Raw genomic sequence first — 19,773 nt, 5'->3', positions numbered from 1 at the left:
CAGTGAATCGCGCGCCGCGGCGGACGCGAGTCGGCAAAACCGCGACGGACAGGCGATAATCCCGGGTTCGTTCCCCTGGCACCCCGCGCCCATGCTCGATCCCGCTCTGCTTCGCCAACAGCCCGCCGACCTCGCCGAGCGCCTGCGCACCAGTCGCGGCTACGCGCTGGACGTGGCCGCCCTGGAGGCCCTGGAGGCCGACCGCAAGCGCATCCAGGTGCGGACCCAGGAACTGCAGAGCCTGCGCAACAGCCGGTCCAGGGCGATCGGCCAGGCCAAGGCCAAGGGCGAGGACGCGAGCGCGCTGATGGCCGAAGTGGCCGGCTTCGGCGACGAACTGAAGGCCTCCGAGCAGCGCCTGGACGAGATCCGCGCGCAGCTGGAGACGCTGGCGCTGGAGATTCCCAACCTGCCGCAGGCCGATGTGCCCGCCGGCAAGGACGAGGCCGACAACGTCGAGCTGCAGCGCTGGGGCAGCCCGCGCAGCTTCGATTTCGAGGTCAAGGACCACGTCGAACTCGGCGCGCGCCACGGCTGGCTGGACGGCGAGGCGGCGGCCAAGCTGTCGGGCGCGCGCTTCACCGTGCTGCGCGGGCCGATCGCGCGCCTGCACCGCGCCCTGGCGCAGTTCATGCTGGACCTGCACACCGGCCCGCACGCCTACCAGGAAACCAACGTGCCGGTGATCGTCAACGCCGACAGCCTGTACGGCACCGGCCAGTTGCCGAAGTTCGAGGAAGACATGTTCGCCACCGCGCTGGGCGAACAGAAGCGCTACCTGATCTCCACCTCGGAAATCTCGCTGACCAACCTGGTGCGCGACGAGATCGTCGAGGCCGAGCGCCTGCCGCTGCGCATGACCGCGCACTCGCTGTGCTTCCGTTCCGAGGCCGGCAGCGGCGGCCGCGACACCCGCGGCATGATCCGCCAGCACCAGTTCGAGAAAGTGGAACTGGTCAGCGTGTGCCGCCCGGAAGACAGCGCCGCCGAACACGAGCGCATGACCCGTTGCGCCGAAGTGGTGCTGGAGACGCTGGGCCTGCCGTACCGCAAGATGCTGCTGTGCACCGGCGACATGGGCTTCTCCGCCAGCAAGACCTACGACCTGGAAGTCTGGTTGCCGTCGCAGCAGACCTATCGCGAGATCTCCTCCTGCTCCAACTGCGGCGATTTCCAGGCGCGGCGCATGCAGGCGCGCTGGCGCAACCCGGCCACCGGCAAGCCCGAGCTGCTGCACACGCTCAATGGCTCCGGCACCGCGGTCGGCCGCGCCATGATCGCGGTGATGGAGAACTACCAGAACGCCGACGGCTCGATCACCGTGCCCGACGCGCTGCGCCCGTACATGGGCGGGGCCGAGCGGATCGGCTGATTGCTCGGGCCCGGGGCGTCGGCCCCGGGCGTGCCTCGCGTCGCCGTTGCTGCTGCGCCGCCCTCCTGTCCGTCCCTGCGCTCAGGCAACGTGTCCTGATACGGGCAGTGCACCGCCTTGCGCCACGAGTGGGTCTTCGATCCGGACGGGGCAGGGCGCTCGCATCCAATGCCTGCTGCAGCACGCGCCGCAGCGGCGTTCCGCGTGCGCCGAACTCCCGTCCCGTCACTGCGCGCTAGCCCGGCCGGGGTTACCCTGCGACCGCCTCCATCCGTGCCTGAGCCACCGCGCGAGCGCGACCGGCGTCCCCTGCAGCGCAAATCGTTGTAGGAGTAGAATGAACCGGATCCGATTGTCCCCATCGTTCTAAATATCGAAAGAACATGCACGACCTCAACGATCTGTACTACTTCGCCATGGTGGTCGACCACGGCGGGTTCGCCGCCGCCGAGCGCGCCCTGGGCATCCCCAAGTCGCGCCTGAGCCGCCGCATCAGCCAGCTGGAGAGCGACCTGGGCGTGCGCCTGCTGCAGCGCTCCACGCGCCGTTTCGCCGTCACCGACCTGGGCATGAGCGTGCACCGCCACGCCCAGACCATGCTGGCCGAGGCGCAGGCCGCGCGCGAAGTGGTCGACCGGCTCAGCGCCGAACCGCGCGGGCTGGTGCGGGTCAGCGTGCCGGTGTCGCTGGCGCAGATGCAGCTGCCCAAGCTGCTGCCGATGTTCCTGGACCAGTACCCCAAGGTGCGGCTGCAACTGAACATCAGCAACCGCCGCGTCGACATCATCAACGAAGGCTACGATGTCGCCCTGCGTGTGCGTTCGCGCCTGGACGACGACGGCAGCCTGGTGATGCGCAGCTTCGGCCAGGTGCAGGAACTGCTGGTCGCCAGCCCCAAGTACCTGGACCGCGCCGGCCGTCCCAAGGACCCCGAGGAACTGACCTCGCACGTCACCCTCAGCATCAGCGAGGACGAGGCCCGGCAGCGCTGGGAACTGCACGGCCCGGCCGGCGAAGTGCGCCGCGTCGACCTGCAGCCGCGCGTGGCCGGCTTCGATTTCCCGCTGCTGCAGTCCATGGTCAAGGACGGCTTCGGCATCACCCTGCTGCCCGAGACCGTCTGCGCCGAAGCCGTGCGCAACGGCGAACTGGAAGTGGTGCTGCCGGAATGGTCGCTGCCGCAGGGCATCTGCCACGCCGTGTTCGCCTCGCGCCGCGGCCTGCTGCCGGCGGTGCGCGTGTTCATCGACTTCCTCGCCGAACACCTGCCTCGTCAGATCGAAGCCTCGCGCCTGGACTGCGGCGGCAACTGCCCCGAGCGCACCAAGGCCCGGCACTCGACCCTGGGCGCGATGGCGGTCGAGGCGGGTTGATCGCGACGCCGGCCGCGCACGTCGGTCGAGCAAAACCGCCGCGGGCGTGCGAAAATGCGCGCCCGTGCTGGTGGTCCTGGGTTCGGGGTTCATGTGGTGCCGTCATCGGCACCGATTGCTTCAGGCTGGACAGGCACTGCAGCGTCGCGCTTCCGCGGCGTTGTGCTTCAAGCGGCTGCGACGCTCTTCCGCAGTACCGCCGCGTTCGCAAACGGAGAGATGGCCGAGCGGTTTAAGGCACCGGTCTTGAAAACCGGCGAAGGGTCAAACCTTCCGTGGGTTCGAATCCCACTCTCTCCGCCACACTGGCGGTCAAGGCGTGATGGCGTTTGCGGAGCCTAAGGGCGGGACGCCTGCGTTGATCTAGGGCGGTGGGACCTAAGCAGTGTTTGCGTCCTTAAGACACCCACAGCGTCAGAACTTGGCCGCTATTGATTGCGCGCGGTACTGGCTGGGCGATGCATCGAAGTTGCGTTTGAATGCAACCGCGAACGCGCTTTCAGACGAGTAACCGACAGACATGCCGATCGCACCGACCGACAGCGTCGACGTCAGCAGACGATGAGACGCCAGGGCCATGCGCCACCGGGTCAGATAATCCATCGGCGTCTCGCCGGTGACGCGCTCGAAATGGGCGGCGAAGCTGGAGCGCGACATCCGTGCGGCGGCGGCCAATTCTGCGACCGTCCACCGATGGCTGACGTTCGCGTGCATGGCCGTCAGGGCACGATGCAGTGCGGGCACGCCGAGCGCGGCCAGCCATCCCATCTGCTGCTGGCCTGTCTCCAGATGGGCGCGCAAGGCCTCGATCAAGAGCGCCTGCGCAAGGTGTCCAGCGAGCAGATCGCTGCCTGGCCGAGGTTCGCGCAGTTCGACGATGAGGCGCCGTACGCTGGCTTGAAGCGCCGCCTTGTGATCTTGAGACCGGATGTGGACCACCGGCGGTACCGCTGAAAGGATGGCCGCAGCATGTTGGCCGCGCAACGAAAAGAATCCCCCGATGCCTCGACACACCCCGCCGCCATTGAGTTCAGCGACGTGGCCAGGCGGCACCCGTGTCAGGAACGAGATGGCGTCCTGCCACGTCACGGGGGCGCCTGCATACAGCTGCATGGCGGCTCCTCCTTGCACAAGAATCACATCACCCGGTTCCAAGGCGATATGAGAGTTGGCGTCCTGCAGCACGATCCTGCATTCCCCCGAATCGATGGCAAAGCATCGGATGCCGTCGGCTGGTGGGAAACGCAGTCCCCAGTCGCTTCCAGCGTCCAACCCGCGAAATCCATACGAGTCGAGCTGAACGAGGGTGAGGATGTCGGAAAGCGGGTCGGTCATGTCTGGACGATAGCGACAGATGTTTCGACGATCGAACATGGGCTCGGCTGCCCGGCACCGATAGTGTTGCACTTGAAGGACGTGGCGGACATGCCGCGGCTTGAAGTCCGGCCCATGGCCGCATTTGTCACTCCAGGGGGCAGCATGATGCATTCGGCGTATCGGTCGCAGGCAAGCACGACAGCGAAATCCAGACGGTCGGGCTATGCATGGGGCGTGCTCGCTGTATTGAGCGGCGCCGTGGCCCTGGTGTCTTATCGCTATCTGTTCGACCAAGGTCCCGTGCCGCCTGGCGTCGCAGCCAACCGGCACGTGCATCCGTGGTTGATTGTGCACGCGACCAGCGCCGCGACGGCGCTGCTCTGTGGGCCCCTCCAGTTCGTTCGCCGGCTTCGTCTGCGTCACCCAGGGTGGCATCGGGCGACCGGACGCGTGTATGTCGCGGGTTGCATGGTCGGAGGCCTCTCCGCCGTGTTTCTTGCTGCCGGGATATCCACCGGGCCTGTCGCTGGCGCGGGATTCGGTGCGCTTGGAATCGCGTGGATGGCGACAACGGCCATCGCGCTGCGTAAGGTTCTGACAGGTCGGCTGGCTGAGCATCGGCGCTGGATGATGCGCTCGTTCGCCTTGACCCTGTCTGCGGTAACGCTGCGTCTTTACCTGCCTTTCTCGACGTTTGTCTTGGGCATCGAATTTGTCGTGGCCTATCGGGCGATTGCCTGGTTATGCTGGCTACCGAATCTTCTGGTGGCCGAGTGGCTGATGAAAGCGCACCCATCGGCCCTCGGGCGAGATGACGTTAGCCCCGATTTCAAGCGCTCAGAACAGGCACCCGCGTCGCGGGATCCGCGATAAGCGCCTTGTCTCTCGCTTGGAGCATTTGCTAGGTGGTCTGGAAGTAGGATCCACAGTGCGGACGGATACTGTTTCTCTTCATTCAGTTGCGGGTTGCACGTCTTCGCAACCCGGTGCTACCGTCCGGCCGAGCTTCCAGAAGGGTCACCCGGTTTGGTGAGCAAAGCGTCTCTAGGACAGTGGCGGACACGGATGCTGGCCGGGATCGGTGGCATCGCCGCGATCGTGGTGGGGTGGGGCATCGGCTTGTTCGAGGCCAAGGAGGTGCCGGTGCCGCCCGCGCTGCAAGCCGGGAAGGACGTTGCCGCGGGCGAGTGGTCGCTGCGCTTCGACCACGTGGAGACCAGCGACCGGCTGCCGGATGGCGAGGTGGTGTCGCGCGACGGTCGCAAGGCGATCGTGCTGTATCTGCAGGCCACCAATCGCACCACGCAGACCAGCGGCTCGCTGGTGCAGGCAGTGGCGTTGAAGGCGCCGCCGCGCGGGGCCGATGCGCGGCCGACGGCCTATCTGTTGCGCGATCGCGCGGCGACCACCGAGTTGCAACCTGGCCTGCCGGAAGAGGTCGCCCTGGTGTGGACGTATCCGGCGACGGAGCAGACGGCTGCGCGCCTGCGCTTCGACGTCACTGCCAGGACTTTCAAGGCCTTCGACAATCTCTACGCGCAGCCGCTGTGGACCGATCCGCATCCGGTCGGGGTCGTGGAACTGCCGCTTGGCGCAGCGCGTGCCGGCGCACAGGCGGGTGAACCGTGAAGCGGTTGGCTGCCATCGCGATCCTGGTGCTCGGCTTCGTGCTGCTTGCCGGGATGCGCTGGACGATGCCGCGCTACGAGCGCATTACTGGCCCGATCGCAGTGTCCGGTGCTCCGAGCAATTGGGTGCAGGCCGATAATCTGGCCGTGAATGCCGACACGCCGCAGCTCGCGCATACGATCCGCTTCAAGGCGGCGGGCGCGGTGCAGCAGCGCGACAGTGGCGGCGTGTGGCTGGTGGTGCCGGTGCGGTCGAAGGTCGCGCGTGCGACCGCGCGCGTGTATGGCCGGGTCTGGGCAACGCCCGACGGCCGTCGTTACCGCGCCAGCGGCCGCGCCGAGATGGGCGATGCGGTGCTGTCGTCGATCAAGACGCTGCAGCCCGGGTTGGAGCGCAAGGACGTGCTGGTGTTCGAACTGCCGTCCGCGCTCGCCAGGGCCGGCGGCACGCTGCTGCTGTCGGAAGACCGCGAGCCGCAGCTGACGGCCGAGGTGCAGGTGCGCTATCCGCCGCTCTCGCCCGCAGCGGCGGTCACCGATGTGCTCGATCTGGATGCGCTGCATGCACGCCTCTGACCGCGACGTGCCCCCGGCCGTTTCCGAGCGGCGCATGCGCTGGCTCGCACTGGCGGCATTGGTGGTGCTGGTGCCGTGCACGATGGCCGCGACCGGCTGGCGCGATGCGCGGGAACTGCTGCATGCGCGCGAATGGCGACCGGTGGATGTGGCGATGGCGCAGACCGTGGACTACGACGGTGCCGCCGTTCGCCTCGCGTCGGTCGACGTGCTGCCGTTCGAGGCGGGGCTGCCCGCCGATCGCACCTTCGTGCGCACGCGCCTGGCGCTGGCGCCGGGCGCCGCCGGCGCGGAGTGGAACGATTGCACGCTCAAGCTGATCGACAGCACTGGCCGATCCTGGTCCGCGATCGATACCGTGCCGGACCTGTTGCAGCGTGTCTTGGCCAAGCCTGGCGAGTCGCCCGGCGTGGCCTGCGATGGACTGGCCGTGTCCGCGGCCAAGCCGGGCGTGCCGTTGGCGATCGACGGCTACTACCTGGTGCCGCGTGCGGTGGCTGCGCAGCTGCACCTCACCGTGAGCACGCGCGGCGGTCGCCCGCATTACCTCCGTTTCGCGCGGGGGCAAGGCCATGACTGAGTTGGCGCTGCGCGGCGGGCCGCTGGGGTTGATCGGCGACACGCTGCGGCTGTGGTTCCGCTACTTGCCGCAATTGCTCGCCGTGGCGCTGGCCGGCGTGTTGCTCAACGAACTGCTGCTGCAGGCCGCGGTGTGGATCGGCTACCAGAACCGGCTCGCCGGCTTGCTGTCGCTGACGCTGGTGGTGCTGGTCAAGCTGGTGATCTTCGTGCTGCTGTTCGAAACGCTGCGCCCGGCCTTGCCGGGGATCGCCAGTGCGGCGCTGGCCGAGCAGGCCGACGCGACGACTGCACAGGACGAGGGCAGGGCGCGCTGGCGCCGTTTGTCGGCGATCGTCTCGCAGGCGCTGGTGCCGTTCTTCGCCTATTACGCCGCCTGGGGCTTCCTCGGCGAGACGATCCGTGCCTACGGGCGCGAGGGCTTGGGACAGTTCAATCCGTTCGATCCGACCTATCGCGGGTCGCTGTTCGAGGTGTCCGGCGGCTGGTGGCTGGCGGCGTCGGTGGGGTTGCTGTGGCTGATCCGGCGCGGCGCGAAAAAACAGAAGCAGCGTAGCGCGCATCCGGCGTGGAACGTGCTGATCGTGCTGTGCGAGGCCGGCTGGACCTTCGTCGGCATGTACGTGCTCACCGAATGGAAGGGCGGGGTGTTCCGCTGGCTGGCGCATCTGCGCATCGCCGATCTCGGCCAGCAACTGTGGCAGGGCATCAGCCATCCGATCGGTGTCGCGCATGCCGCGCTGCCGGGCGCGGTGGAACAGGCGCCGCCAGGTGTGGCTGACACGCTGGTGGTGATCTTCTTCTCGGCCTTGTTGCCGGTGGTCTGGCTGGCGTTGGCCGCGCTGATCTACCGCTACGACGTGCACAACGCCGAATGGAATGCGCCCGGCAAGTGGTCGAGCAAGGTCGACGGCACGCTGGGGCTGTGGCGGAAGCTGCCAACGTGGTTGCGCGACTTCATCGGCCATTTCTGGGCGGGGACCGTCTCGCGCTATCGCGCTGCGGCCAACAGCGTGCAGTTGGCCGGCGCCACCGGGCTGGCGGCCCTGGTCACCTTGATCGTGCTGTATCGCGCCCTGGACTGGGCCTCGGCCTGGGCCTGGATGGGACTGACCCGGTTGATCGGCCCGCACCCGCAGGTGGTGTGGCAGACCATCGCCAATCAGCTGTCGGTGGTGCTGGGCACGCCTAGCGACCCGGGCGACGGCATCCTGCCGCAGACGCTGAAGATCTGCCTGCTCGCGGCGACCCTCGAGCGCGCCTTCCGTGCGGGGCGGAGCTGGCGGGCGCTGAAGTAGTTCGGAGCATCGCGTCGTTACGTGACGACGCAGCCCTGGCGGATGTCATGGCATCGTCGCGACGCGGCGACGGTCAGACAGTCGGTGCGCCCCGGCCGTCAATGCACGGTCGGGCAGGTGCATCACGCTGGCGGACGCGCGCTTGGCGCTCGTCACCTTTCCCTGTGCGGCGTGAAACAGAACGAAATGCAGCGGTCAGTGCAGTGCTCGCATGCCCCTAACGACTGGAGACAGTTGTGGCAGCGCGCGTAAGACGATGACATCCATGCTGCCAGGCCCTGCACGGGTAAGACACGCTGCACCAGCGCCAACAAAAGCGCCGCGATGGCGAACCATCGCGGCGCTGCAGACCAGGGAAGAAATCAGAGTGGCGTGCCCCTGATTTCCCCGATGGGACACGCTGGCTCAGCCGGCAGCCGGCGCCTTGGTATCGCCGGCCTTGATATCGCCCGGCTGGCACTCGCCCAGGCGCTTGCCGTCCATCTTCATGTGCGTCTTCATCGACATGCCGCCCGGCAGGCCGGTGATCTCGGAATGCGATTCGGAGGACATCTCGGTGGCGCTGAAGGTGCCGGTGCTGGTGCCGGCGACCTTGATGTCGCCCATCGTGCAATGCATCTTCGCGTCGATCTTTCCGTCCTTCATGCTGAAGGAGTCGTACACGCAGTTCTTCTGCATCGGCGAGGCGCTGCCGAAGAGGCTGGTGGGATCGTTGATCTGCTCGGCGGTGAGGCAGACCTTGGCGGTGCTCGGCGGCACCTTCGGCATCTGCGGCATGTTGCCGGAGCCGCCGCTGGTCTCGCTGCTCACCTGCTCGATCCGCATCTCCCACTGGCCGGGCTGCAGCTTGGCCGCCTGCACCTTGGCCACGTCGGCGACCGAGGCGTTGGACATCGCGACGTTGTCGCCGTTCTTGTCGCCACCCTTGCTGCAGGCGGCGAGCAGCACACATACAGCAACCGTTGCCGGCATGGTCAGACGCATGAACTTCTCCCTAAGTTATGTGAGGTGCGCGGAGCATAGCCGGGGACGTGATTAAGATCACGTCGACGCCGGGCGCTGCCGTTGGCGCGTGCCTGGTCGCGCAGGAGGCGGTGGAGAGGCTGGATCCGACCGCCGCAGGCACGCGCGTCGGCGGCAGAAGAAGCAGCAAACCCTGCGCAATCGCACGCCGCCACCGCGCCTGCATGCGGTGCGTGGCCGCGCGATCCCCGCGATCACTGCGTATGTTGCCCAGGTGCTTGCCGTGCACGGACCATTTCGTTCGGCTCTGCTAGCGTCTGCGCCGCCGCGCTTGACCCCCACACCGTCCGCTCCAGGTCCGACCTTCGATGCCCAGCCTCGCCGAACGCCCCGTCATCCTCGAACGCAAACGCACGTTGAAGATGGCCCGCTCCGCCCACGCCTATGTCCGCGGCAACACGCTCAAGTTCTACGAATGGCTGGCAGCGTCGCCGGCGGCGCGGCGCGTGCCGATGGGGCCGGCGATCTGGATCTGCGGCGATTGTCACCTCGGCAACCTGGGCCCGGTTGCCGACGGCGAGGGGCACGTCGAGATCCAGATCCGCGACCTTGACCAGGGCGTGATCGGCAACCCCGCGCACGATCTCATCCGCCTGGGCCTGTCGCTGGCCACCGCGGCGCGCGGCTCGGACCTGCCGGGCGTCACCACGGCGCGGATGATGGAAGCGATGATCGACGGCTACGGCGCTGCGATCGCCGACCCGATCCGCGAACATCCGGGCGCCGAACCCGAGACCGTGCGCAGCATCCGCCGCGAGGCCTTCGGCCGGCGCTGGCGGCATCTGGCCAAGGAGCGACTGCAGGCGGTGGAGCCGCGTATCCCGCTTGGCGAGAAGTTCTGGGCATTGGCGCCGGAAGAGCGCGAGGCGCTGGAGCGGTTGTTCGCCGATCCGGTGGTCGCGCAGATGGTGCTGTCGCTGAAGGGAAAGCCCAAGGATCGCGAGGTGCGCCTGGTCGATGCGGCGTACTGGATGAAGGGCTGCAGTTCGCTCGGCCTGCTGCGCTACGCGGCGATCGTCGCGCTGAAGACCGGCAAGGGCCACTGGTCCTATGCGCTGGTCGATCTGAAGGAGGCGATCGCACCGATCGCGCCAGCGGCGCCCGATGCGCGGATGCCGGCGGACAACGCCGAACGCGTGACCGCCGCGGCGCGGGCGTTGTCGCCCTATCTGGGCAGCAGGATGATGCCGGTGCATCTGCTGGGCCGCTCGCTGTTCATTCGCGAACTCTCGCCGCGCGACCTGAAACTCGAAGTCGACCAGTTCAATCACGCCGAGGCGGTGCGCTCGGCACGCTATCTCGCCTTCGTCGTCGGCAAGGCGCATGCGCGGCAGATGAAGCCCAGGACGCGGGCCGCGTGGCTGCAACAGTTGGACGCCGACCGGCGCAAGGCGATCGACACGCCGTCGTGGCTGTGGGAGAGCGTGGTCGCGCTCGCCGGGCATCACGAAGCCGGTTATCTGGAGCACTGCCGCCGCTATGCGTTGGCCGCCTGACGGCGACTTCTTGAGGCGCGATCCGTTTCAGCCGCGCGTGCGGTCCAGGTCCAGCGCCATGTCCCAACGGTCCAGCCCCGCGCCGTAGCCGTTCGCGACCACGCGCTCGACCGTGAAGCCGAAGCGCGCATAGAACGCCTGGGTGTGCTGGCTGGTGTCCAGTTCGATCCGCGCGACGCCGGCACTGCGGCAGGCGTCGAGCCGGGCTTCGGTCAGTGCGCGGCCCAGGCCCTGGCGGTGCAGGCGGCGATCAACCATGCCCCAGCCGAAGCTGGCGACGCGGCCGTCGAGGCGCACCGCGTGGCCGCCGCAGGCCACCACCGCGCCCGCGCGGGCGATGACCAGGTAATGCCAGGCGCCGACGTCGTGTTCAAGGAAGCGCTCGAAGGCGGCGTGTTCGCTGCGGTCGAAGAACTGCGGGACGTTGCTGTCGAACAGCGCCAGGCAGGCGGCGCGGTCCTGCATGACGTAGGGACGGATCGTGTTCACTCGGGCAGTGTGCCGCAGGCGGCCAGGCATGTCGTGGCTGCGCCGGGTATGGAGGTCGCATCGGCCATTTCCGACGCGAGTGTCGGAAAATTTCGCCGGGCCTGTCCGGGATCCGCAGCGGGGTGGTGTCCGGAAGCGGGAAGGGGGAGGGTCAGATAATTCTGACGTGAGATCAGGATTGTCCTGATAACGCTTTTCCCGCCGCACCAGCATACTGGCCTCGGCCTGACGCAGGGACCGTCGCGCGCCTTACGGGGAGAGCGCTGGCAGGTCACTCGACCCTGCGTGCCGAGCCTTGAGTAAGCTCGGCAGGGTTTTGATGACGACACGGTGACGTTTCGCGAAGTGCAGATGAGCACTCCGTGAAGCGTCTTCGTTTGTCTACAAATTCGTATTGCCCTGAATAATTCACGCAGATAGTCTGGATGGTGCGGTATCCGCTGCGTTGGGGTTATACGAGATGGCCATCAGGGTTTTTCTGGTCGATGATCACGCTCTTGTCCGTACGGGCATGAAGCTGATCCTGTCGAATCAAACGGATATCGAGATCGTCGGCGAGGCCGACAGCGGCGAAAATGCGCTCCCGCAGATCCGGCAGCTGAAGCCGGACATCGTTCTGTGCGATCTGCACATGCCCGGTGTCAGCGGGCTGGAAGTCACCGAGCGCATCGTCAAGGGTGACCACGGCACCAAGGTCATTATCGTGTCGGTACTGGAAGACGGTCCGCTGCCCAAGCGCCTGCTGGAAGCCGGCGCGTCCGGCTACGTTGGCAAGGCCGGCGACGCGCAGGAGCTGCTGCGCGCGGTCCGCGACGTGGCGATGGGCAAGCGCTACCTCGGCGCCAACATCGCGCAGAACCTGGCGCTGGCCAATCTGGAAGGCGGCGGTTCGCCATTCGACGCGCTTTCGCCGCGCGAGCTGGAAGTGGCCCTGCTGCTGACCCGCGGCCTGCGCCAGGAAGACATCGCCAAGCGCCTGAGCCTCAGCGCCAAGACCGTCAATACGCACAAGGCGCGGCTGTTCGAAAAGGTCGGCATCCAGGACAACATCGCCCTGGCGCGCCTGGCCACGCAATACGGCTTGCTGGATCCGACGCATCCGCTGTAGTTGGCGGTGCCTGCCGAGCTGACACGAGAGCGGCCTTCGGGCCGCTTTTGCGTTGTGCTTGCGCCAACGTGCCGACCTGTTCGCAATGGATCGATTGCGAACCCGCGTCCGCGGCTATCGCCGACGCCCCCGGCACTGGCGCGTGCCGCGGTCGAAATGGCTGGGTTTGGCGAAAGCGGTGGAGTAGGGAGTGCGTGCTCTGCGCGAATGCATCGCTCGCGACTGCAGCGATCGCACAACGACGCGGACGTGCATGTGGTGGTGGATCTTCAAGACACTTCGGTAGCCTTCCGCGCAGCACGTACTCCACGCATCGCGTGTTTTCGCAGGCGCGGCTTCAGCCGCGACCGGCGCATCGGGAAAGCCCCGTCGCGGCTGAAGCCGCTTCTGCGGAGGTGATGGTGTGTCTCGTCGAGTCACGGCAAAGCGAGTTTCGCCGTGGCTTTGAAGCCGCTGCTGCCGCGCCGAACAGGACGCGCGAAAGGCAGTACGCGTGCAGACGATCGTCTTGAGCCGTAGCGATGGAAACGCTTCACGGGCGTCCACAAAAAAAAGCGGCCCGAAGGCCGCTTCTTTCATGCTGCACCGGCAGGAGCGGGGATCAGCCGCGATCCTTGCGCTCGTCGCCGTCCGCCTTGTCCGCGGCATGCGGCGCAGGCGCTGCGGACTGCGCCGCGGCAGCAGCACGTTCCTTCCGCGCCGCCTCGTCCACAGTCGCGATCTCCGCTTGCGCCGGCGTCGCCGGAGCAGCGACGGACGTTGCGCTGTCGTCGCGTGCCGGCGTGACCGATGCGGCCTCGGTCGACGCTGCGGCCGCTGCCTGACCACTGTGCGGAACCGCCGCCGGTGCCTCGGCGAAGGCATCGAGCAGGGTGGTCTGTACCGGTGCGTAGGCCGGCTTGGCCGCGGCAGCGTCTTCCGCACGCGGTTCCGCGGGAGCGGTGGACGTGGCGGCCGGCGCTGCGCTCGGCGCGACGGTGGTCGCCGTCGGCGTGGTCACGCCCGCCGGATCCTCGACGGTGGCCGTGGCATCCGCCGCGTCCGGCTCGGCGACCGGCGCCTTGGCGGCGTTGGCAGTCGGTTGCTCGATGGCGGTGGTGACCGCCTGCGGCTGCGGCGCGACGACCGGCGTTGCGGGTTCGGCCGGTGCCGCGGTGCGCTCGGTGGCGACGGTTTCCTGCGCGACCGGCTTGGTCTCGGCGACTGCGGCCGCCACCGGTGTGGCCGCGACCACGGTATCGGCGTGGGCCACGGCGGCAGCGCTGACGCCCTGCGCTGCAGCGGTCGGTGCAGTCGGCGCGGCCGGCGCAGGCGATGCGATCACGGCCTCGACGGGGGCGGCCGGCTGCATCGGTGCGGTGGCCGGCGCAGGCACGGGGTCGGCGGTGATCGGCGCGGGGGCCTGGGCTGCGTCATCGGTCGGTGCCGGTGCACCGACAGCAGCCGGACGCTCGCGACGCGGCTCACGCTTCTCCTGCGGCTCGCGCTTTTCCTGCACGGGCGGCTGCGACTTGGCCGGAGCGGCATCGGTGGTGCCGTCGTCGTCGAAGTCGAACTCCGGCTGGCTGCGGCTCGGCGCCGGCGCGCTTTCGCCGTCGCTGTCGCCGGCATCCAGGTCGGCATCGTCCAGGCCGGCGGCATCGCCGGCAGCACCGGCTTCGCCATTGCCACGGCGACGGCGGCGGCCACCGCGACGGCCACGACGGCGGCGGCCGCCGGCATCGCCGGTACCGTCCTCGCCCTCGGCGCCTTCGCCGGCGGGCACGGCCTGCGCGGTTTCGGCGGCGCTTTCGCGTTCATCGATGCTCACTGCTGCCGCGGTCTGCGCCGGCTGCACCGGTGCGGCGGCTGCAGCGTCGACGGCTGCTGCCGGTTCCTGCGACGCGGCGATCGCGCCACCGGCGACCGCGGCGGCGGCCAGGGTGGTGGCGTCCTGCGCCGGCGTCACCGGAGCGGTCGCGACCGGCGCGGCCTGCTGCTTGGCGACGGCCTCCTCCGCACGCGGCTGACGCTGCGGCTTGTCGCCCTGCGCGGCGGCCTGTGCCGGCTCCTGCTGCGGCTTCGGCTGGCGCGGCGGGTTCTGCGGCTGCTGCTGCTTCGGCGGCTTCGGCGTTTGCGGCTGCTGCTGCGGCTTGGCCTGCTGTGCGGCCTGCTCGTTGCGCGGCGCCTTGGGCTGCTGGTTCTGCTGCCCGGCCGGCGCGGCGGCGCCGTTGCCGGCGCGGCGCTCGTCGCGGCGCGCGTTGCCGCCGCCGTTGTTGCCGTTGCCGCGCGCGGCATTGCCGCCCTGGCCGCCGTTGCGGTTGCCGTCGCGGCGCGCATTGCGGTCGTGACGATCGCCACGGTCGTTGCGGTTGCGGTTGCCGTCCTGCGGGCGCTGGCGCTGTGCCGGCTCGGCGGCGGCCGGGGCCGGCGCCGGGCTCTCGCCGGCGCCGAAGATGCGCTTCAGCCAGCCGACCACGCCGGTGGCCGGCGGCGCGACCGGTGCCGGCGCAACCACGGGCGCCGGTGCCGGTGCGGCCACCGGTTCTTCGACCACTTCGCGCACCGGGGCCGGCTGCGAGTGCTTCACATTGGTCACCGCAGGCGCCGGGATGTTCAACTGCGCCTTGGTCAGCGCGTGCACCGGCAGCTTGCGCGGGGTGCCGCGCTGGTAGCTGGGCTTGGTGCTTTCCTCGCCCAGCTCGTTCTCGCGCAGGCGGGTCACTTCGTAGTGCGGGGTGTGCAGCTGCTCGTCGGCGACGATCACGATCGGCGCGTCGTGGCGCTTCTCGATCTCGCTGAGCGCGCGGCGCTTCTCGTTGAGCAGGTAGTTGGCGATTTCCACCGGGGCCTGGACCAGGACCTGCCCTGTGTTCTCCTTCATCGCGTGCTCTTCGGCGACGCGGATGATCGACAGCGACAGCGACTCGACGCTGCGCATGCGGCCGTGGCCGTCGCAGCGCGGGCAGACGATCTGGCTGGATTCGCCCAGCGACGGACGCAGGCGCTGGCGGCTCATCTCCAGCAGGCCGAAGCGCGAGATGCGGCCGATCTGCACCCGCGCGCGGTCGTACTTGAGCGCGTTCTGCAGGCGGTTCTCGACCTCGCGCTGGTGCTTGTTGGAGGCCATGTCGATGAAGTCGATGACCACCAGGCCGCCGAGGTCGCGCAGGCGCAGCTGGCGCGCGACCTCTTCGGCCGCCTCCAGGTTGGTCTGGAACGCGGTGTCCTCGATGTCGCTGCCCTTGGTGGCGCGCGAGGAGTTGACGTCCACCGCGGTCAGCGCCTCGGTCTGGTCGACCACGATCGAGCCGCCGGACGGCAGGCGCACGCTGCGCTCGTAGGCGGCCTCGATCTGCGACTCGATCTGGAAGCGGTTGAACAGCGGGATGTCGTCGGTGTAGTGCTTGAGCTTGCGCAGGCTCTGCGGCATCACCTGCTGCATGAACTCCTGGGCGTCGCCGTACATCTCGGCGGTGTCGACCAGGATCTCGCCGATGTCGGCGCGCAGGTAGTCGCGCAGGGCGCGGATGATCAGCCGCGACTCCTGGTAGATCAGGAACGGCGCCGGCTTGGCCAGGGCGGCCTCGGCGATCGACTTCCACACCTGCAGCAGGTAGTCCAGGTCCCACTGCAGCTCTTCGGCATCGCGGCCGACGCCGGCGGTGCGGATGATCACGCCCATGTCGTCGGGGATGTTCAGCTTGTCCAGCGCTTCCTTCAGCGCGGCGCGGTCCTCGCCCTCGATCCGGCGCGAGACGCCGCCGGCGCTGGGCGAGTTCGGCATCAGCACCATGTAGCGGCCGGCCAGGGAGATGAACGTGGTCAGGGCCGCGCCCTTGTTGCCGCGCTCCTCCTTGTCCACCTGCACCACGACTTCCTGGCCCTCGCGCAGCAGTTCGCGGATCGTCGCCTTGTTGTGGTCGACGCCGGCCTGGAAGTAATCGCGGGAGATTTCCTTCAGCGGCAGGAAGCCGTGGCGCTCGCCGCCGTATTCGACGAAGGCCGCTTCCAGCGAGGGTTCGAGCCGGGTGATGCGGCCCTTGTAGATGTTGGACTTCTTCTGTTCCTTGGACGGCTGCTCGATGTCGATGTCGTACAGGGTCTGGCCGTCCACGATGGCCACACGCAGTTCTTCTGCCTGCGTGGCGTTGATCAGCATTCGCTTCATTGTTGCGTTCCTCGCGCTGCTACCGCGCGGAACGCCATGGGGTTTCGCTTCTGGTCACGCTTCGTCGCCCATCGCGCAGGCGCGGGGTGGGCGTCTTGGGTTTCCAGCGCTACGACACCACGGCGAGCCGCGGGAGCGCTTCTTGCTTTTAGGTGGTTCAGGACCGGCGGCGACTCCAGCCAGGCTGGGCGCCGCACGGGGCATGTTCAGCGCGGACGCTTGCGGCATCCGGCGATGGCCGGGTAGGCCGGTGAGCCGCTAACATGGCCGCCCCGGGGGCGGTGGTCGCGCACTGTGCCGGAATCGTCGTAAGCCGGGCTTCTGGCCCTCAACTAACTTCCAACGAAATCAAACCCTTATCTCGCCCCCCGAGTGTAACAGAATAAACTGCCTGATGACTTCCCCCCCGATCCCTCCAAAGCCGCGCGATGTCGCGACCAGCGCGGTGCGCATTCTCAAGGTTCCGGAAGACAGGGCCGGACAGCGCGTAGACAATTTCCTGCTCGGCCAGCTCAAGGGCGCGCCGCGCAGCCTGATCTACAAGCTGATGCGCAGCGGCCAGGTGCGGGTCAACGGCGGCCGCACCAAGGCCGAGCGCAAGCTCGAGGCCGGCGACGAGGTGCGCATCCCGCCGGTGCGGCTGACCGAGGAGGGCGAGAAGAGCGCGCCGCCGGACGCGTTCATGGCCCGGCTGGAGGCGGCGATCGTCTACGAGGACGCGCGGCTGCTGGCGCTGAACAAGCCATCCGGCGTCGCCAGCCACGGCGGCAGCGGGATCAGTTTCGGCGCCATCGAGACGCTGCGTGCGCTGCGTCCCAATCAGTCGCTGGAGCTGGTGCACCGGCTCGACCGCGACACCTCCGGGCTGCTGATCGTGGCCAAGAAGCGCTCGGCGCTGACCGAATTGCAGGCGCTGATGCGTGAGGACGACCGGGTCCAGGGCCGCGGCATCAGCAAGCGCTACCTGACCCTGCTGGTCGGGCGCATGCCCGACGGCACCATGAGCGTGGACGCGCCGCTGCACATCGGCCTGCGCCAGGGCGGCGAGCGCCACGTGCAGGTGAACGCGGCGGGCAAGCCGTCGCTGAGCCACTTCCGGGTGCTGGAGCGGCGTGGCGGGCATTCCTATTGCGAGGTGCGGATCGAGACCGGCCGCACCCACCAGATCCGCGTGCATGCCCAGCACCTGGGGCATCCGGTCGCCGGCGACGACAAGTACGGCGATCCGGCGGTCAACAAGCGCCTGCGCGAGCAGATCGGGCTCAAGCGCCTGTTCCTGCATGCCGCCTCGCTGGAATTCAGCCTGGACGACGGCAAGACACCTTATCTATTGAATGCCCCGCTGGCTGACGAACTGGCCGAAGCGCTGAACCGCCTCGGCTAAGCCAGGCTCGCGGGAGCGGCATGCTGCCGCCCCCGCGCTGCGCTCAGCTTTCGTGATGGTCGTGATCGTGGTGCCCGTCGTGGTGGGCGGGTGCCGGGCGTTGTGCCGGATGCGACTCGGCCGGCCGCGGCTCGGGCATGCGCGGTGGCGGGGAGAAGCGGGCCACGCGCTGCTCCTGGCGTTGTTCCTGACGCTGCTCCTGGCGCGGTTCCGGCATCGGCGCACGCATCGCCTCGCGCGGCATCTGCGGCACGCGCGCCTCGCGCTCGGGCGCCGGCGCATGCCAGGCCTGCGCGCGCGGGGCTTCGCTCGGCAGTGCCTGGCGCGGCGGCTCCGTGCGTGCCATCTCGCGGGCGAAACCGGACGGCTGCATGCCCGGGTCGCCGCGCCGCGGCGGTTCCGCAAAGCGCGCTTCCGGCATGCCGCGATTGGCGATGGCCTCGCGCGGCGCCTGGCTGGGCGTAAGCGCCTGCGGTACCGGGCGGCCATGGAACTGCGGGACCGGCATCGCCGGAGCCGCGCGCGGCGCGTTCGGCTGGGCCATCGCCACGCTGCGTTGCGGGGCCGCGGCATGCTGGACAAAACCGGGTAGCAGGCGCGGATCGCGCGCGGTCGCCATGGCCGCCGGCGTGCCTGGGGCCGGCAGGCGCTGCACCGGCGGCGGCATCGCCGCGACCGGACGGCCGGCCTGCAGCATCTGGTTGGTGAAATGCGGCATGGTCTGCGGCATCGCCGGCGGCTGCGCGCGCGCCGGCCCGAATGCGGCTGCCGGAGTGCGCGCCGCCATCGCCGCGGCGGCCATCGCGGCCCCCGGCGCATGCGCGCCAGCGAAGGCCTGCTGCCCACCCGGACCGCCCATCGGCGCGGCCGGCGGCGGCGCACCGCGGTAGTCGTTGTGCACGTAGCTGCGGTTGTCGTAGTGATTGTTGATGATGGTGGTGCGCGGCGCGTACACGCTGTTGCGGTAGACCACGTAGTTCGGCGCCGACGGCGGCGCGTTCCAGTTCACCCCCCAGTTGTTCCAGCCCCAGCTGTGCCACGGCGGCGCCGGTTCCAGCCAGCCGAACACGCTGTGGTGGTGGTGTTCGAGCGCGTCGCCGACCAGTACGCCGACGCCGAAGGAGATGATGCCGGCGGTGACCAGGTCGCCGGTGTCGTAGTAGGGGCGCGGCGGGCGATAGCGGTACTCGCGGTAGACGTTGACCGGTGCGCCGTAGACCACGTCGGGGTCGTAACGCGGCACGTAGACCACGTCCGGCTGCGCCGGTTCGATGACGATGGTGCGGGTCGGCGGCGGCACCGCGTCGGCATAGGCCGGGGCCGGTTCCACCACGGTGCGCTGTACCACCTGCACGCGCTGCTGCGGGGTGCTGCGCAGGTGGCCCTGCGCCTGCGCGCGCTGGCGCATCACCTGCACCGCGTCCAGCACCTGGTTGGGATCGTGGGCGTAGGCGTCGCCCAGCGCGCGGGTCCAGTCGCCGTTGCCGGCCAACTGGTCGACCACGTCGGGGAAGGCGGTCAACGCCTTGACGCTGGGATCCCAGGGCTGCGCCGCGGCCGCCTGCAGGCGGTCGGTGGCGGACAGGGTACGGTTGTTGCGCAGCCAATCCTGCGCGGACACCACCTGGTCCGGGTACACCGAGGCGGCCAGGGTCTGCGCCAGCAGCTTGTCCGGAAACAGCGCGATCGGCGCGACCAGTTGATAGAGCTGGTCGGCGGTCGGGGCCACGTAGGGGGCAGGTGCGGGTGCCGCGGCCGGGGCGGGCGCATCGGCCTGGGCCGCAGGAGTGGGCGTGTCCTGCCGCTGGCAGGCGCCCAGCGCCACCACGCTCAGTGCGGTGAACAGGGCCAGCCTGGCCGGGGGCAGGGGACGGAGATCCATGCGACACCTCATCGAGCGGGGCGAAGGTGGCCGCAGCATGCGCCGCCTTGGGTGTCTGCGACCTTTCTGCGCGGCGTGCTCGCGCAGGCCAGCGAGCG

At 68.9% G+C, this 19,773-nt stretch carries 15 protein-coding genes and 1 tRNA gene; 11 read left to right on the top strand and 5 right to left on the bottom strand.

Annotated features, from left to right (window positions below; all coding sequences use genetic code 11):
- The first annotated feature begins 91 nt into the window (after positions 1-91).
- The 3 genes from serS to CEK69_RS11845 all read left to right on the top strand — a co-directional run bounded on the left by serS (position 92) and on the right by CEK69_RS11845 (position 3,048).
- Entirely contained in the window at positions 92-1,372 is a 1,281-nt protein-coding gene (gene serS, locus CEK69_RS11855) for a serine--tRNA ligase (RefSeq protein WP_152245755.1), read from the top strand.
- 383 nt (positions 1,373-1,755) lie between these two features.
- Positions 1,756-2,745, top strand: a complete 990-nt coding sequence (locus CEK69_RS11850; protein WP_010342573.1) for a LysR family transcriptional regulator — start codon at positions 1,756-1,758, stop codon at positions 2,743-2,745.
- Positions 2,746-2,958: 213 nt separating this feature from the next.
- Positions 2,959-3,048: transfer RNA gene (locus CEK69_RS11845), tRNA-Ser, on the top strand.
- A 111-nt stretch (positions 3,049-3,159) separates the two neighbouring features.
- Here the strand turns inward: CEK69_RS11845 and CEK69_RS11840 are convergent.
- A complete protein-coding gene (locus CEK69_RS11840) occupies positions 3,160-4,119 on the bottom strand; it encodes an AraC family transcriptional regulator (RefSeq protein ID WP_226975139.1) in 960 nt (319 codons plus the stop codon).
- A gap of 75 nt (positions 4,120-4,194) precedes the next feature.
- Here CEK69_RS11840 and CEK69_RS11835 point away from each other — a divergent pair, with 75 nt between their 5' ends.
- From CEK69_RS11835 to CEK69_RS11815, 5 genes are all read left to right on the top strand, one after another.
- The gene (locus tag CEK69_RS11835) at positions 4,195-4,935 is read left to right on the top strand and encodes a DUF2306 domain-containing protein (RefSeq protein ID WP_226975138.1); all 741 of its coding nucleotides are present in this window, start codon (positions 4,195-4,197) and stop codon (positions 4,933-4,935) included.
- Positions 4,936-5,127: 192 nt separating this feature from the next.
- Entirely contained in the window at positions 5,128-5,691 is a 564-nt protein-coding gene (locus CEK69_RS11830) for a hypothetical protein (protein WP_152245753.1), read from the top strand.
- Positions 5,688-6,266 carry a hypothetical protein gene (locus tag CEK69_RS11825; RefSeq protein WP_152245751.1) on the top strand — a complete coding sequence of 193 codons (579 nt, stop codon included), beginning with the start codon at positions 5,688-5,690 and terminating at the stop codon, positions 6,264-6,266. Before CEK69_RS11830 ends, CEK69_RS11825 begins: the two co-directional genes overlap by 4 nt.
- A complete protein-coding gene (locus CEK69_RS11820) occupies positions 6,253-6,846 on the top strand; it encodes a hypothetical protein (RefSeq protein WP_226975137.1) in 594 nt (197 codons plus the stop codon). Before CEK69_RS11825 ends, CEK69_RS11820 begins: the two co-directional genes overlap by 14 nt.
- Complete coding sequence (locus CEK69_RS11815; RefSeq protein WP_152245749.1) at positions 6,839-8,143, top strand: hypothetical protein; 1,305 nt, start codon at positions 6,839-6,841, stop codon at positions 8,141-8,143. The genes CEK69_RS11820 and CEK69_RS11815 overlap by 8 nt, the downstream gene beginning before the upstream one ends.
- 405 nt (positions 8,144-8,548) lie before the next feature.
- Here CEK69_RS11815 and CEK69_RS11810 read toward each other — a convergent pair whose 3' ends face one another.
- Positions 8,549-9,127, bottom strand: a complete 579-nt coding sequence (locus CEK69_RS11810; RefSeq protein WP_226975136.1) for a DUF3617 domain-containing protein — start codon at positions 9,125-9,127, stop codon at positions 8,549-8,551.
- Positions 9,128-9,474: 347 nt separating this feature from the next.
- On the opposite strand from CEK69_RS11810, the gene CEK69_RS11805 reads away from it, so the two are divergent.
- Positions 9,475-10,662 (top strand): DUF2252 family protein, encoded by a 1,188-nt coding sequence (locus tag CEK69_RS11805; RefSeq protein WP_152245747.1) that lies wholly within the window; start codon positions 9,475-9,477, stop codon positions 10,660-10,662.
- A 27-nt stretch (positions 10,663-10,689) separates the two neighbouring features.
- On the opposite strand, the gene CEK69_RS11800 is transcribed toward CEK69_RS11805, so the two are convergent.
- The gene (locus tag CEK69_RS11800; protein ID WP_152245745.1) at positions 10,690-11,151 is read right to left on the bottom strand and encodes a GNAT family N-acetyltransferase; all 462 of its coding nucleotides are present in this window, start codon (positions 11,149-11,151) and stop codon (positions 10,690-10,692) included.
- 460 nt (positions 11,152-11,611) lie between these two features.
- On the opposite strand from CEK69_RS11800, the gene CEK69_RS11795 reads away from it, so the two are divergent.
- Positions 11,612-12,259 (top strand): response regulator, encoded by a 648-nt coding sequence (locus tag CEK69_RS11795; RefSeq protein ID WP_026143418.1) that lies wholly within the window; start codon positions 11,612-11,614, stop codon positions 12,257-12,259.
- A gap of 601 nt (positions 12,260-12,860) precedes the next feature.
- On the opposite strand, the gene CEK69_RS11790 is transcribed toward CEK69_RS11795, so the two are convergent.
- Entirely contained in the window at positions 12,861-16,409 is a 3,549-nt protein-coding gene (locus CEK69_RS11790) for an Rne/Rng family ribonuclease (RefSeq protein WP_152245743.1), read from the bottom strand.
- Between the two features lie 394 nt (positions 16,410-16,803).
- Here CEK69_RS11790 and CEK69_RS11785 point away from each other — a divergent pair, with 394 nt between their 5' ends.
- Positions 16,804-17,793 (top strand): RluA family pseudouridine synthase, encoded by a 990-nt coding sequence (locus CEK69_RS11785; protein ID WP_043090516.1) that lies wholly within the window; start codon positions 16,804-16,806, stop codon positions 17,791-17,793.
- Positions 17,794-17,836: 43 nt separating this feature from the next.
- On the opposite strand, the gene CEK69_RS11780 is transcribed toward CEK69_RS11785, so the two are convergent.
- The gene (locus tag CEK69_RS11780) at positions 17,837-19,675 is read right to left on the bottom strand and encodes a DUF3300 domain-containing protein (RefSeq protein ID WP_152245741.1); all 1,839 of its coding nucleotides are present in this window, start codon (positions 19,673-19,675) and stop codon (positions 17,837-17,839) included.
- Positions 19,676-19,773: the final 98 nt, after the last annotated feature.

The organism is Xanthomonas sp. LMG 12462, assembly GCF_009192885.1.
In the GTDB taxonomy this organism is placed as follows: Bacteria; Pseudomonadota; Gammaproteobacteria; order Xanthomonadales; family Xanthomonadaceae; genus Xanthomonas_A; species Xanthomonas_A sontii.
This window is presented reverse-complemented; position numbering and strand designations above follow the sequence as displayed.

Bases quoted from the DNA above. Each gene is read 5' to 3' on its own strand.
- CEK69_RS11850 (WP_010342573.1), top strand. From the start codon at position 1,756: ATGCACGACCTCAACGATCTGTACTACTTCGCCATGGTGGTCGACCAC.
- CEK69_RS11830 (WP_152245753.1), top strand. From the start codon at position 5,128: ATGCTGGCCGGGATCGGTGGCATCGCCGCGATCGTGGTGGGGTGGGGC.
- CEK69_RS11780 (WP_152245741.1), bottom strand. From the start codon at position 19,675: ATGGATCTCCGTCCCCTGCCCCCGGCCAGGCTGGCCCTGTTCACCGCA.
- CEK69_RS11790 (WP_152245743.1), bottom strand. From the start codon at position 16,409: ATGAAGCGAATGCTGATCAACGCCACGCAGGCAGAAGAACTGCGTGTG.
- CEK69_RS11840 (WP_226975139.1), bottom strand. From the start codon at position 4,119: ATGTTCGATCGTCGAAACATCTGTCGCTATCGTCCAGACATGACCGAC.
- CEK69_RS11835 (WP_226975138.1), top strand. From the start codon at position 4,195: ATGGCCGCATTTGTCACTCCAGGGGGCAGCATGATGCATTCGGCGTAT.
- CEK69_RS11785 (WP_043090516.1), top strand. From the start codon at position 16,804: ATGACTTCCCCCCCGATCCCTCCAAAGCCGCGCGATGTCGCGACCAGC.
- CEK69_RS11795 (WP_026143418.1), top strand. From the start codon at position 11,612: ATGGCCATCAGGGTTTTTCTGGTCGATGATCACGCTCTTGTCCGTACG.
- CEK69_RS11810 (WP_226975136.1), bottom strand. From the start codon at position 9,127: ATGCGTCTGACCATGCCGGCAACGGTTGCTGTATGTGTGCTGCTCGCC.
- CEK69_RS11820 (WP_226975137.1), top strand. From the start codon at position 6,253: ATGCACGCCTCTGACCGCGACGTGCCCCCGGCCGTTTCCGAGCGGCGC.
- serS (WP_152245755.1), top strand. From the start codon at position 92: ATGCTCGATCCCGCTCTGCTTCGCCAACAGCCCGCCGACCTCGCCGAG.
- CEK69_RS11805 (WP_152245747.1), top strand. From the start codon at position 9,475: ATGCCCAGCCTCGCCGAACGCCCCGTCATCCTCGAACGCAAACGCACG.
- CEK69_RS11815 (WP_152245749.1), top strand. From the start codon at position 6,839: ATGACTGAGTTGGCGCTGCGCGGCGGGCCGCTGGGGTTGATCGGCGAC.